We start from the raw sequence: 12,952 nt of genomic DNA on the forward strand, positions 1-12,952 counted from the left end.
CATGTGTTAGGCCTGCCGCCAGCGTTCAATCTGAGCCATGATCAAACTCTTCAATTAAATATATCGAAAACTTTTTTATGAATCTTCGGTTGACACTCTTAACGAGTGCCCACACAGATTGTCTTGTTTAAATTGTTAAAGAACAGTGCGAGGTGTTACCCTTCGCTGCTTCGTTTCTCCCCGAAGCGGGATGCGCATTCTACGCGTTTCGTTTTCTGCGTCAACACTTTTTTGAAAGTTTTTTCTAAAAGCGTTTGAAGCTAAAAACCGTTACCAGACTTGCTCTGAAGCCTTTGCTGATAACCCTTCTTCAGTGCTGGCCGTTGGCCTGTCCCGTCGAAGTGGAGCGCATAGTACGCTTCTTAAAATTTTGATCAAGTACTAATTTAAAAAAAATGACATTTTAGTGACTGTTCGCTCAATATGTGTGCGATCAGCTTATTTTTTGTATAAAAAGGCTGTTTTGTGGGGGTTACAGGTAGGTTTCATAATACGTTTAATAGCAGTTTCAGGCATTGATCATCCCTATCGATACGCATAAACAAGGGTTTCACTGTTATTCCGCTGTGTTCCTTACAATAGGACTATTTAGTGCCATTGAGTATAGGTGAAATATCAGTGCTCTTATTAGGTGGTATATAACGCTGCCATACCGCCTAAGTTAACCGCCCAGCTGTCGTCCTGTTTTATAACGTAGCCAATTGCAGACCAATAGCGCCTAGCACTACGGCGTTGAGACGGTTGAACCAACGCCAGAATTTAGGTTCGCGCATCCAGTTTGCACATAACGACGTTAAGGTGCTTAAACCGACGAACCAAACTATCGAGGCAGCAATCGCTCCGGCCACGAACCACCATTTGTCTGCATGCCATTGGCTGGCGAGGTTGCCCATGAGCAATAGTGTATCTAAATAAAAATGAGGATTTAGCCAGGTAACAGCTAATGCAGTCAGTATAGCCCGCCTAAGAGGCATCGGTTGGCTACTTAGTTTAACAAGCATAGCGTCACTGGCCATAGAAGCTTTAATTTTCTGGGCGGCAAACAGAAGTAAAAATACCACGCCCGCCCACTTAGTTGCCGCGATAAGCAACGGATACTGTTGTAGTAGTAAGCCAAAGCCCAGGGCGCCCAACGTAATACCGGCGGCATCACTGACGATAAACAACACAACAAACATAGCAGTCCACTGTTTCTTTAGCGACTGCTCTATCAAAAAGCTGTTTTGCGCGCCTATTGCGATAATCAGTGTACCGCCCATCAAAAATCCACTTATTGCAGCTAACATAGCTCTCTCTAACTTACTTACTTTTTGAAACCTCAGAATTAGCTTGATCATAGAGCGAACAATCGAATAAATTAAATTAATCTTATTTTGTTTAAAGTAATTATTTTAATGTTGGATTATTCAGGTTTGCACTGTTTAAGCGAGGTGGTCCGTTATGGCAGCTTTGAAAGAGGCGCCCAGGCGCTGAACCTGACGCAATCGGCGGTATCGCAAAAAATTAAACGCCTTGAACATAAAGTTCACGGGCCGGTTCTAGTCCGTGCTAAACCGCTGAAAGCGACCGATTTAGGTGCGCAACTGCTCGCTCATTACCAAAAGGTGTGTGTTCTGGAAGAGCAGTTAGCCGGACATACCGGCCTGGCAGAAGAAGTGTCTGCACTCAGTGTGGCGGTAAACAACGATGTGTTGGCGACCTGGTTTAGTGAGGTAATGGCGCAGTTTACAGCTGAAAAATCCAATCCAGTACATATTTACAATGCTGATCAATCTCAAACCCGCAGTTTATTACAGCAAGGTAAGGTTATGGCATGTATCAGTCAGACTGGTCTTGCGGTAGCGGGGGGGCAATCAGTGCGCTTGGGCACTATGGATTATCAATTATATGCGTCGCCCGCTTTTATTGAGCAACATTTATCTCAAGGGATTAACCCAGAAACAGTTAACCGGTCGCCCGGCTTAATTTATGACGAATATGATGTTGCTTTATTGAGCGACTATCAGCAGCAGTGTATGAATGTCGCTCCCTCAATCAATAACTGCCATTGGTATCCTTCGTCACACGGCTTTGTCCAAATGGCGGTATCGGGTGCCGTGTGGGCGCTACTGCCTGCGCTGCAGGTAAAAGCTCAAACCGCCGCTGGACAACTGGTAAACTTATTTCCGGGCAAGCAGCTAAGCGTACCTTTGTTTTGGCACTGGTTTGATCTTGAATCAGCGGCGTTAACCGCCTTGACGCAGGCAGTTAAGCAGGTCAGTAAATACCAGTTAAGCCGATAATTACTTAATTTAGTACGCTGGGGATATTAAATGTGGGTGTAATCAGTAAACTCTTTTAACTGTAACGAAGACAAAGTAATCTTATAGACCTCTGAATAAAGCCCGTTCGATTTCTAGAAATATCAAATAAAAACGAAGGAATTCTAGTATGAATTTATTTTACTGAATCCCACATGGACTTAGCAAAACCCGTATTTCATCGAGATGTTTTTGGTGTCTCGCGATACTTAACTACTGAAAAATTCGTGGTTGAGCCAATCATCTGGAAAGCCCATAGGAAATTTTGGAACTTCGGGGTGAAGTGTAACTAGCGCTTTTACTTTGTTATGCCATTGACTATCTGGACTAACCTGTCTCATTAGGTGGCCTAACATAAGTAACACCATATAAATACGACGCTTAGGCTGAACTTGGCTGGGCTCAAGTCTGTCTGGTAACTGCCAATTATCACCATTTGGAATCTTAGGCTGAACAGACAGTTCTCGATTCCAAAGTCGACTATGATGTGCGCAACAATTCCTCACAAAGTTTAGCGTATGCAACCAACTTTCAAGAACCTCTTGAGGTAAGTTAAATCTTCTAGCGATGTCTTTACGGTCATTATCTTTTGCTAGCCCTCGATATAGGTGAGATATACTCCCAAGAGTTAATTCTTCCACCATCGCCCAACCTGGCATTAGCTTAGGAGAATCATATGTATGTTGGTAAAAGCGGGCGTAATTCTCTCGGACTCTTCTTTCAATCCGCCGGTCTTTAATTTCGGCAGAAACGGAAGTTCGTTCAATCTTTTTTACATCTCTCTGAAGATCGTTGGATTCTTTTGATTGCTTGTCTTCGATTTCTTTCAACAGTCGTTTGTGCTGGTATGAGGATTTAAATAATGATTCATTCAAGTACCAGTGAGAGCCACTACATACATCATCAGTTTGATGCTTGTTAGCCATAACGTTATTCAAGGTAGCTCGGATTGCAACTTCTACTCTCTCAATAGCGTCCATAATGAGCAGCCGCAATTCTCTATCAAAAGCGTACAAGTCCACTATTTGTTTAAATTCAGTTCCATCTTTGAATTGATGATCTACAACTTGTTCGCTTATATTCTTTTGGAATGGTCGCATATATGCGCTGAGGCGAAAATAGCTTATTACTTCTAAATATCTTCCCGCACGCTCTGGATTTTGAATGGCTAGACCGCGATGCTGAAGAATCCCGATTTGTTCTGTAATACTAACCGCGGGTTTGTTGAATTGATTCATTATGCCTTATCTTCCATGGCGTAGAATTCAGGCATAAAAAAGCCCGCACAATTTGAGCATTGTTAAGAGGCTTGGCGGGCGTGTTACTTATAATAGTAGTGATACAAATGCCGCCCGTCAACCACATTCATCTATTCTCTTAAAAGTATTAACTCACAACACAACGAAAATTTCAAACATAACCCCATGTATATTCGAGCAAAACAGCAAGACCTATTCAGCGATAAGAATACTGAGTTTAAAGCCAGATTCCATGGATGCGGATGTAGGTAATATCAGTGACTCAGTATTTGTTCGGTGTAGATAATGATACGGCTTTTAAGGCAGCTTGAACTCAAAGCATGCAAAACTCGATAGGACGTTAAGTAAAAAACGAAGGCAGAATTTAAAGCTTATCTATCAATGGTTAAGCCTATTAAGATGAAATTTAGCTTAGAGGTTGTCTTCGCTCTAATTTCATCTGTCTTCGATTTAATTTGCTTCGTACATCAGACGTGTTGTCCGGCTACCCAACCAGAACTCCAGGCCCACTGGAAGTTGTAGCCACCCAACCATCCTGTCACATCTACCACTTCACCAATAAAATATAGTCCAGGGGTGTTTCTGGCTTCCATTGTTTTAGAAGACAACGCATTGGTGTCGACGCCCCCAAGGGTTACTTCAGCCGTTCGATACCCTTCGGTTCCCGCTGGTTTAATCTGCCACTGATGCAGCTGGTCGGCGATGGCCGTGAGCTGTTTTTCGTTAAGCTGCTTTAACGGTACATTTGGCAATGCAAGGATATTGACCAACGTTTCAGCCAGCCGTTTCGCAAAACAGGTCGCCAGATAATTTTTTAACGAAAGATTCGGTTGTTGCTCCCTTGCCTGAACCAGGGCCTGGTGTAAATCTGTTTGCGGGCTAAGATCGATGTCTACGGCCTGCCCTTCCCAGAACGAGGAAATTTGTAAAATGGCCGGGCCTGATAAGCCCCGGTGGGTAATCAGCATATCTTCAACAAATGCGGTATTGTTGCACTGTGCTCGCACAGTTTGTGAGATACCGGAAATTTCGGCCAGCGGGGCTTTTATTTCAGGTGGCAAGGTAAAAGGTACCAGGCCGGCACGGGTGGGCAATACCGGAATACCAAATTGCTGCGCTACTTTGTATCCAAAGGGGGTTGCGCCCAATTTAGGCATGCTCAAGCCGCCTGTAGCAACCACCAGCGATTCACACTGATACTCACCCAAACTGGTGTTAAGATAAAAACCCTGGTCGTTTTTTTCTACCTGCAGAATTTCGCAACGCGTGGTGACCCTAGCATTCGCTTTACGGCACTCGCTCATCAATAAATCAACGATCTGCGAGGCACTATCATCACAAAATAACTGGCCCAGGGTTTTCTCATGGTAGGCGATACCATAGTCGTTCACCAGTGCAATAAAATCCCACTGGGTGTATTGATTGAGAGCAGACTTACAAAAGTGAGGGTTTTCAGAGAGGAAATTTTCGGCGCTGGCGTACATGTTGGTAAAATTGCACCGTCCCCCGCCAGACATTAAAATTTTTCGTCCGACTTTTTTAGCATGGTCCAATACTTCAACATTTCTGCCACGTGCAGCTGCCTGTGCTGCACAGAATAATCCCGCAGCACCTGCACCTATAACAATTACATCACGCTTGTTCACCCGATTCCCCACTGAAAATTTGCCCGGCGATTATACGCGCGGCTTTCAGCGAATGAAATAAAGCTTGTCAACAACCCGCGTTATAATTGCTCGTTCATAAAGTTTTGTGACCAAGACAGCAGTTCAATCCGGTTCCGGGATTGCGTTTTACGGAAAATACTGTAAATGTGCGTTTTTACGGTATTCACACTAATATGCAATTGATCTGCAATTTCCTGGTTTTGTGACCCTTTGGATACCAGCTCAATGATGGTTATTTCCCGCTTGGTCAACTTTGGATGACTACCACCCTGTAAAGACATTGTTGGCCGTTTAGCACGCAGCGCTGGTCGACGGGCATACTGACGCATGCGCCGTAATGCTTCGTTAATCGAACCGCGTTTAAACCACACATCCATTTTACTTAAGCGACGCACGCCTTTGAGCAACAATTCTGGTGAATCGGATGCATAAAACGTCCCCTCAACCCCAGCGATAATGGCTTCACACTCATCCAGTTCACCAGGTTGAAGATTAAATAAAATCCAACGTGCATTACCATTGCTGCCATAAAAATCTGATAGTTTGTTAGAACTACCAGCAGCATCATAAAACACCAAATCCTGGTTAGACGTTTCTGGAAGCGCTGCTGCACTACCCAGAAGATTCACCTCATAACCGCAGGTTTGTAATAAATTTTTAAAAAGGTTTACGTTCGGATCCTGTTTAGCGTCGCTATAACAGGATGGGGAAATTAGGTATACATTGAACTTTTGGCTCTTTGCCATAAGAACAACCCTCCATGGCCCAGCGAAAAGAGGAACGTCATCTCTTCCTGTATGACTCGAATGCGCACTGGGTAACGGTTTACAATACGTGAAGTACTGCTTTATCTTCACCGCTCTATTTTTGTTTTACTGGCTTGAGTGTAACAGACTCCAATAAGGCGTACAGCCCTAAAAGATTAAATTTGTTACAATTGCGACAAACGTATGAGTTTTGCCTAACCACACTGTCATACGTTGCCGCAGGGGGAGATAGATCGTTTTTATAAACTATCGAGCATAGTTTGTGCGTCGCTCACTTCAAAGCGGCCCGGATCTTCAATATTTAATTTGGTCACTACGCCGTCTTCAACCAGCATCGAATACCGCAGAGACCGCGTCCCACCGAAGTCTCCGGTGTCCATGTCCAAACCGATATTTTTAGTAAATGTGGCATTGCCATCCGCTAGCATGGTTATATGCTCAGCGTTTTGCGTCTGCTTCCACGCCTCTAACACAAACGCGTCATTAACCGAAATACATACAATATCGTCGATGCCTTTAGCTTTAATTTTGTCCCCGATGGTAACGTAACCGGGTAAATGAGCAGCCGAGCAAGTAGGGGTGAACGCGCCCGGAACAGCAAATACCACGACTTTTTTGTCCCCGAAAATGGCATTAGTATGAGGGTTGGTCATTTCTCCATCTACTAATCTTCCAAATGATACTTCAGGTAATGAACTACCGATGCTAATCATGACATTCTCCTTGTTATTGGTGAGTAAGGTACACATCAAAACGATGCTTTTTACTGGTAATGGCCATAGACGCTGGCGTATTCGCCAGGTACGGCGCGCTATTGGGTCGTTTTACTACCACTCGCTTTTGGGCCAGTGCTAATGCCGGTGAAAGTAGTTCATCGGCATCCGAGTCTGCCCCTAACAGGGCCTGAAACACCTTCATTTCCTTTTTAACTAAAGCAGATTTTTTGCGATGTGGAAACATCGGGTCTAAATAGACGGTGTGAACTTGTGTATACGGCCAGTTTTGCAGTACATCTATACTGTTTCCATGCACCAGCGTAAAGCGGGCTGCCAGCTCATGATTGTGCGCGTGTAACCGCCGGATACCATCTTCTAGCAAGGCGGCAACTATAGGAGAGCGTTCTATCAGGTACACTTGACACCCCAACCCCGCCAGCACAAAAGCATCGCGGCCCAAACCCGGAGTAGCATCAATGACCACCGGTGCGGTTAGCCCTTTTAGCCCAATTGCCTTGGCGATAGGTTCTTTTTTACCACCGCCATGCGCGCGTCGGTATTCGCTGGCACCAGATAGAAAATCTACCATAACCCCTTGCTGTCTGGGTTCGGCAAAATCCATTAACTGTAAGCAGTCGTCCTCCATAACCAGCCCCAACCCAGCGGGCGCGCTGGTGACCAGTGAAAACCCCCAGCGCGCGGCCAGCTCGCTGGCTTGCGGTGACGATTCAACCACATAAAAAGGAAAATCAGGCATGTCCATACTGCTCCTTATAGCCCACCCAGCGGTTAATAATGGCTTGGGCATGAGACGGGTACTCCTGCCACAGGCGTTCTGCAATATCCTGCACCTGCGGGATAAGACGGGCGTCGCGTACCAAATCGGCAATACGAAGCTCGGCTATACCAGTTTGCCGTGTTCCCATTAGTTCACCGGGTCCACGGATTTCCAGATCGCGCTGGGCAATATAAAATCCATCGCTGGATTCTCGCAATACCGTCAGCCGTTGGGTGGCGGTTTTTGATAACGGGCTTTGATAAAGCAGCACACATTGGCTTTCTACGGCACCCCGGCCCACCCGGCCGCGTAGCTGATGCAGTTGCGCCAGCCCCAGCCGTTCAGGGTTTTCAATAATCATAATACTGGCGTTTGGCACATCGACCCCGACTTCAATAACGGTGGTGGCCACCAGTAGATCAAGTTCGCCGGCTTTAAACTGGGCCATTACCCCAGCCTTTTCCGCTGGCTTTAACCGCCCGTGGACTAACCCCACTTTTAACGTGGGCAACGCTGTGCGTAATGTGATGGCGGCATCTTCTGCCGCCTGGCACTGCAATACTTCAGATTCGTCAATCAGGGTACATACCCAGTAGGCCTGACGCCCGTGGTTTTGGCAGGCATCCAGTACCCGGCTAATAATATCTTCGCGGCGGGTATCGGGAATAACCACCGTAGTGACCGGCGTTCGCCCGGGCGGCAGCTCATCTATTACGGAGGTATCAAGGTCGGCATACGCTGTCATGGCTAATGTCCGGGGAATCGGCGTGGCGGTCATGATTAATTGGTGCGGAAAGCGCCCTTGCACTTCCCCCTTTTCACGCAATGCTAAGCGCTGATGGACCCCAAAACGATGCTGCTCGTCAACAATAACCAGGGCCAGTTGCTGGTAGGTAACATTCTCCTGGAAAATAGCATGGGTGCCGACCAACATTTGAATATGGCCACAAGCTAGTTGTTCAAGCACCTGCGTGCGGGTTTTACCTTTTAGTTTGCCGGCCAGCCAACCGACTTCAATACCTAAGGGGGCCAGCCACTCACGAAAGTTATTAGCATGCTGTTCAGCCAGCAGTTCGGTGGGCGCCATCAACGCGACCTGATACCCTGCCCCAATAGCTGACAACGCCGCTAAGGCGGCCACCAGGGTTTTACCAGAACCGACATCGCCCTGGACCAGGCGCATCATCGGGCGGCTACGCTGCATATCGTTTTGTATTTCACTGACGACGCGTTGCTGCGCTCCAGTGGGGCTGAACGGCAAGGCCTCGAGTAACTGGCTAACTAACCGGTTATCGACTGCAATGGGTATACCTGGCTGAGCATCAGACTGCTGACGCACTTTTAGCACACTGAGATGATGCGCCAACAACTCTTCCAGGATCAGCCGCTGCTGGGAAGGGTGACGACCTTCCTCCAGCAGGGTCAGCCCGGCATCAGGTGGCGGCCGGTGAACTAAATGTAGCGCTTCGGCCAATGACACCTGCTGGGCATACATTCCCTCGGGTAATAAATCTGTTAGTGCCCCCTGGTCTAGCAGCGCCAATGACTGGTCGGTCAGGTTTCGCAGGGTCAGTTGTTTGACCCCCTCGGTGGTAGGGTAAACCGGCGTGAGGGCATCTTCTTGTAAGTCGCTGTCTTCGTCGATCAGCGAAAACTCAGGATGCATCATTTCCAGGCCCCATTTGCCGGTGCGAATCTCACCGAAGCAACGCACCTGGTTACCGGGGCTTAACATCGTTCTTTGCAATGCGCCAAAATGGAAAAACCGTAACGTAATAGTGCCTGTACCGTCACTAACCTTAACTGCCAGCATGCGTTTTTTGCCATACTGAATGTCCGCGCTTTTCACTTCACCCTGAATACTCACATGGGTAAACGGCTGGCAACTGTCGATACTGTAGATACGCGTTCGGTCCTCATAACGCGAAGGCAAATGAAACAGAACATCCTGAATAGTGGCAAGACCTATTTTTGCCAGCTTCTGCGCCACCTTGGCACCAACACCTTTAAGTGTGGTGATAGGAGTTTGAGCCAGAGACTGCATGGTATTGTTGTTGTCCTAATAAAGTAACGCTGTTGCTGCGAGTGTAAACCACCCGCATAGCAATGGCGAGTAGCGTCCGCCACCAGGCACATTTCAACCTGTAACATGTCCTGAGTCGTTGCTATTTTTAACACTTTATTTACGATTTACCATACTGCTATTGTACCTTTTTGCAGCACCTTTAAGGTAAACACATCTTTTTTCACCTTCGGTACTATCATGAAAAAAACCTTACTGGCCATCGCGGTTAGCCTTAGTTGTGCAGCGTGTAGCAATAGCGTGTCTTCTTCTGGAACGTCCTCCCCAGCCGACGCTACTTCGCCGTCTTCCAGTGTTTATCTGGATACGTCTGTAGATATTCAAACCAGAGTAAAAGACCTGGTAGCTCAAATGACGCTGGAAGAAAAAATCGGTCAGATGTACAACGATGCGCCGGCTATTGAGCGTCTTGGCATTCCTGCCTACGACTACTGGAATGAAGCATTGCACGGCGTGGCGCGAGCCGGTAAGGCTACCGTATTCCCACAAGCTATTGGTATGGCAGCAATGTGGGATAAAGAACTGATGCACTCTATCGCTACTGCGATTTCTGATGAAGGCCGGGCAAAACACCACTTTTATTTGAACGAAGGGTTAAGCTACCGGTACACCGGCTTGACGTTTTGGTCGCCTAATATCAATATTTTTCGCGACCCCCGTTGGGGCCGGGGCCAGGAAACTTACGGTGAGGATCCCTATCTGACCGGTGAGCTAGGTGTTGCCTTTATTACCGGCTTACAGGGAGATAACCCTGATTACCTGAAAACAGCTGCCACTGCTAAACACTTCGCGGTACACAATGGCCCGGAAATCAGCCGCCATTCCGACAACTACGTAGTATCAGATAAAGACTTGTATGAAACTTACCTGCCGGCCTTTGAAAAAGCGGTGGTAGAGGCGGATGTAGAAGCGGTGATGTGTGCCTACAACCGGATTAATGACCTGCCCGCCTGTGGCAGCGACATGCTGCTTAAGGATATTTTACGCGGCCAGTACAAGTTCGACGGGCATGTAATGTCAGACTGTGGCGCCATTCGCGATTTTTACGACCCCGAAGCGCATGACGTAGTCGACGCGCCCGCTGCGGCAGCAGCCTGGGCGGTTACCAGTGGCACCGATCTTAACTGCGGTACGGGGCGACTAAGCACATTTGCCAATTTGAATTTTGCTGTGCAAAAAGGCCTGATAGACGAGCGCCTGATTGACCAGGCTGTAGAACGCTTATTTATGACCCGTTTTAAACTGGGTATGTTTGATGATGCCAGCAAAGTGGAATATGCCGGTATATCAATGGACGTGGTTGGCTCATCTGAGCACCAGGCCCTGACTGAAAAAGCCTCGGCTGCATCAATGGTACTGCTGAAGAACAACGGGGTATTACCGCTTGATAAAAACCTGAAGGTAGCGGTGATTGGCCCTAATGCAAATAATGAAGACGTCCTGTTGGGGAATTATAACGGCCTGCCGATAAACCCGGTGACGCCTCTTGAAGGCCTGCAACAGTATCTGGGTAAAGAGCAGGTAACTTACGCCGCAGGCAGTGCGGTTATTGACGATATTTACGGCCATGCAGAAATTCTTGATAGCCGGGTGTTATTTCATGAAGCAGACAATGGCAAGCTGCAGAGCGGCCTGCAAGGCAAGTACTACAAACTAGCCAGTAGCCCGATTACCGACTTTACCCAATTGTCTTTTCCCACCGAGCTGAGCGGCGACCCGGTACTTACCCGTGTCGATAATGCCATGGACTTTTACTTCGACCGTTCGCCGGTTGATGACACCGTTTTAGGTAATTTTGGTGTAGTCTGGGAAGGTGTTATCAAACCTGAGCGCAGCGGGCAATACCAGTTCGACAGTCAGGCACAGATCAGTATCGATGGTAGTGCGGTTACCGCACCGGTCACCCTCAAAGCAGGCCAGGCCTATCCGATTAAAATCACCATGCATTTTGCTGATGACAAAATCAGTAATACCTCCGCCATTATGCGGCAGCAATTTACCGTGCGTTGGGTAAATACCAGTGAAGATTTGCAGGCCCGCGCGCTAGCCAACGCCAAAGAGGCCGATGTTGTCGTGGTCATGGCCGGTATCACCCCGCGGATCGAAGGCGAGGAAATGCCTGTTAAGCTTGACGGTTTTAACTATGGCGACAGAACCGACATCGATTTGCCGGATGAACAAAAGGCTTTGCTGAAAGCGTTGAAGAAAGCTGGTAAGCCAATGGTATTGGTAAACTTTTCCGGTAGTGCAATGGCGCTAAACTGGTCGAACGATAATGTGGATGCCATTGTGCAGGCATTTTACCCTGGTGAGGCAACCGGTACGGCGTTAACCAAGCTACTGTACGGCGACATTAATCCGTCCGGCCGACTTCCTGTTACCTTTTACCGTAACTTAGATGGTTTTGCCGATTTTGATGATTACGCCATGCAAAACCGCACCTATCGCTACTTTACCGGTGAGGTACTTTATCCGTTTGGCTATGGTCTGGACTATAGCAATGTTACCTACACAGACTTACAGTTACCGAAAACTCTGAACGTGGGCGAGGATTTGTCTTTCTCTGTGACCCTGAATAACAACAGTGAGCACACCGCAGGACAGGTAACACAAGTTTATTTGCATATGCCTGATGCACCGGTTCGCGTTCCGCAAACTGAGCTCAAAGGGTTTAGTCATGATGAGGTAAAAGCCGGTAGCAGCACCACCCTTAACATGACAATAGCCGCCGATACCTTAGTGTATATTGATGATAACGGGGCTAAACAACCGTATACCGGCACCCTGGAAGTATCAGTGGGCGACGGGCAGCCTCAGTACGCCAATGCCGATAAGGTACAAAAGGCCAATATCACTATTCGTCGCTAACCAGGCGTTTCGCGCCCTACCGTGCCGCGAATAACCAGCGGACTGAAAACCACAAAGGCCAGCATAATGCTGGCCTTTGTAATATACGAATTAGTGCGCAATAACGTTAGCTCATTCGGGCAGTTCCATAATGCCATCAATTTCAATTTGCGCGTCCTTCGGTAATGCCTTCACGCCAATCGCCGCGCGGGCCGGATACGGTTTATTAAAGTAACTGCTCATGATGTCATTAACCATCGAAAAGTAAGATAAATCTATAAGGTAGATATTTACTTTTGCCAGGTCGTTGATAGTCCCCCCAGCAGCTTCACATACCGCTTTGACATTTTCAAACACCTGACGGGCTTGTGCTTCAAAGTCATCAGACACCATTTCCATGGTCTCTGGTACCAGGGGAATCTGACCTGACAAATAGACTGTAGTACCGGCTTTTACCGCCTGGCTATAGGTGCCAATTGCCTGAGGCGCCTTATCGGTCTGAATAATTGCTTTTGACATGAGAGAATCCTGTATA

General features: G+C 47.4%; 10 protein-coding genes and 1 rRNA gene (1 of these 11 running past the window's edge). 2 read left to right on the forward strand and 9 right to left on the reverse strand.

The window, feature by feature from the left end:
* Positions 1-57, reverse strand: a 16S ribosomal RNA gene (locus D0Y50_RS18580); it reaches 1,478 nt to the left of the window's first position.
* 629 nt (positions 58-686) lie between these two features.
* Positions 687-1,286 carry a LysE/ArgO family amino acid transporter gene (locus D0Y50_RS18585; protein ID WP_232366308.1) on the reverse strand — a complete coding sequence of 200 codons (600 nt, stop codon included), beginning with the start codon at positions 1,284-1,286 and terminating at the stop codon, positions 687-689.
* Positions 1,287-1,394: 108 nt separating this feature from the next.
* On the opposite strand from D0Y50_RS18585, the gene D0Y50_RS18590 reads away from it, so the two are divergent.
* Positions 1,395-2,282 (forward strand): ArgP/LysG family DNA-binding transcriptional regulator, encoded by an 888-nt coding sequence (locus tag D0Y50_RS18590; RefSeq protein WP_108568715.1) that lies wholly within the window; start codon positions 1,395-1,397, stop codon positions 2,280-2,282.
* A gap of 227 nt (positions 2,283-2,509) precedes the next feature.
* On the opposite strand, the gene D0Y50_RS18595 is transcribed toward D0Y50_RS18590, so the two are convergent.
* The 6 genes from D0Y50_RS18595 to recG form a co-directional block, all read right to left on the reverse strand.
* Positions 2,510-3,538, reverse strand: a complete 1,029-nt coding sequence (locus D0Y50_RS18595; RefSeq protein ID WP_108568714.1) for an Abi family protein — start codon at positions 3,536-3,538, stop codon at positions 2,510-2,512.
* Between the two features lie 488 nt (positions 3,539-4,026).
* Positions 4,027-5,205 (reverse strand): BaiN/RdsA family NAD(P)/FAD-dependent oxidoreductase, encoded by a 1,179-nt coding sequence (locus tag D0Y50_RS18600; protein ID WP_108568713.1) that lies wholly within the window; start codon positions 5,203-5,205, stop codon positions 4,027-4,029.
* A gap of 80 nt (positions 5,206-5,285) precedes the next feature.
* Positions 5,286-5,972: a response regulator transcription factor gene (locus tag D0Y50_RS18605; protein ID WP_108568712.1), complete on the reverse strand. Its 687-nt coding sequence runs from the start codon at positions 5,970-5,972 to the stop codon at positions 5,286-5,288.
* A gap of 260 nt (positions 5,973-6,232) precedes the next feature.
* Positions 6,233-6,706, reverse strand: coding sequence for a peroxiredoxin (locus tag D0Y50_RS18610; protein ID WP_108568711.1), 474 nt, complete (start codon positions 6,704-6,706; stop codon positions 6,233-6,235).
* 13 nt (positions 6,707-6,719) lie between these two features.
* Positions 6,720-7,466 carry a class I SAM-dependent methyltransferase gene (locus tag D0Y50_RS18615; RefSeq protein ID WP_117318852.1) on the reverse strand — a complete coding sequence of 249 codons (747 nt, stop codon included), beginning with the start codon at positions 7,464-7,466 and terminating at the stop codon, positions 6,720-6,722.
* On the reverse strand, positions 7,459-9,531 hold the full coding sequence (gene recG, locus D0Y50_RS18620) for an ATP-dependent DNA helicase RecG (protein WP_108568710.1): 2,073 nt from the start codon (positions 9,529-9,531) through the stop codon (positions 7,459-7,461). The genes D0Y50_RS18615 and recG overlap by 8 nt, the downstream gene beginning before the upstream one ends.
* A gap of 219 nt (positions 9,532-9,750) precedes the next feature.
* Here recG and D0Y50_RS18625 point away from each other — a divergent pair, with 219 nt between their 5' ends.
* Entirely contained in the window at positions 9,751-12,438 is a 2,688-nt protein-coding gene (locus D0Y50_RS18625; RefSeq protein ID WP_117318399.1) for a glycoside hydrolase family 3 C-terminal domain-containing protein, read from the forward strand.
* A gap of 111 nt (positions 12,439-12,549) precedes the next feature.
* Here the strand turns inward: D0Y50_RS18625 and D0Y50_RS18630 are convergent, their stop codons facing one another.
* Positions 12,550-12,936 carry a RidA family protein gene (locus D0Y50_RS18630; protein WP_108568708.1) on the reverse strand — a complete coding sequence of 129 codons (387 nt, stop codon included), beginning with the start codon at positions 12,934-12,936 and terminating at the stop codon, positions 12,550-12,552.
* Positions 12,937-12,952 lie beyond the last annotated feature (16 nt).

This window comes from Salinimonas sediminis (genome assembly GCF_003429285.1).
In the GTDB taxonomy this organism is placed as follows: domain Bacteria; phylum Pseudomonadota; class Gammaproteobacteria; order Enterobacterales; family Alteromonadaceae; genus Alteromonas; species Alteromonas indica.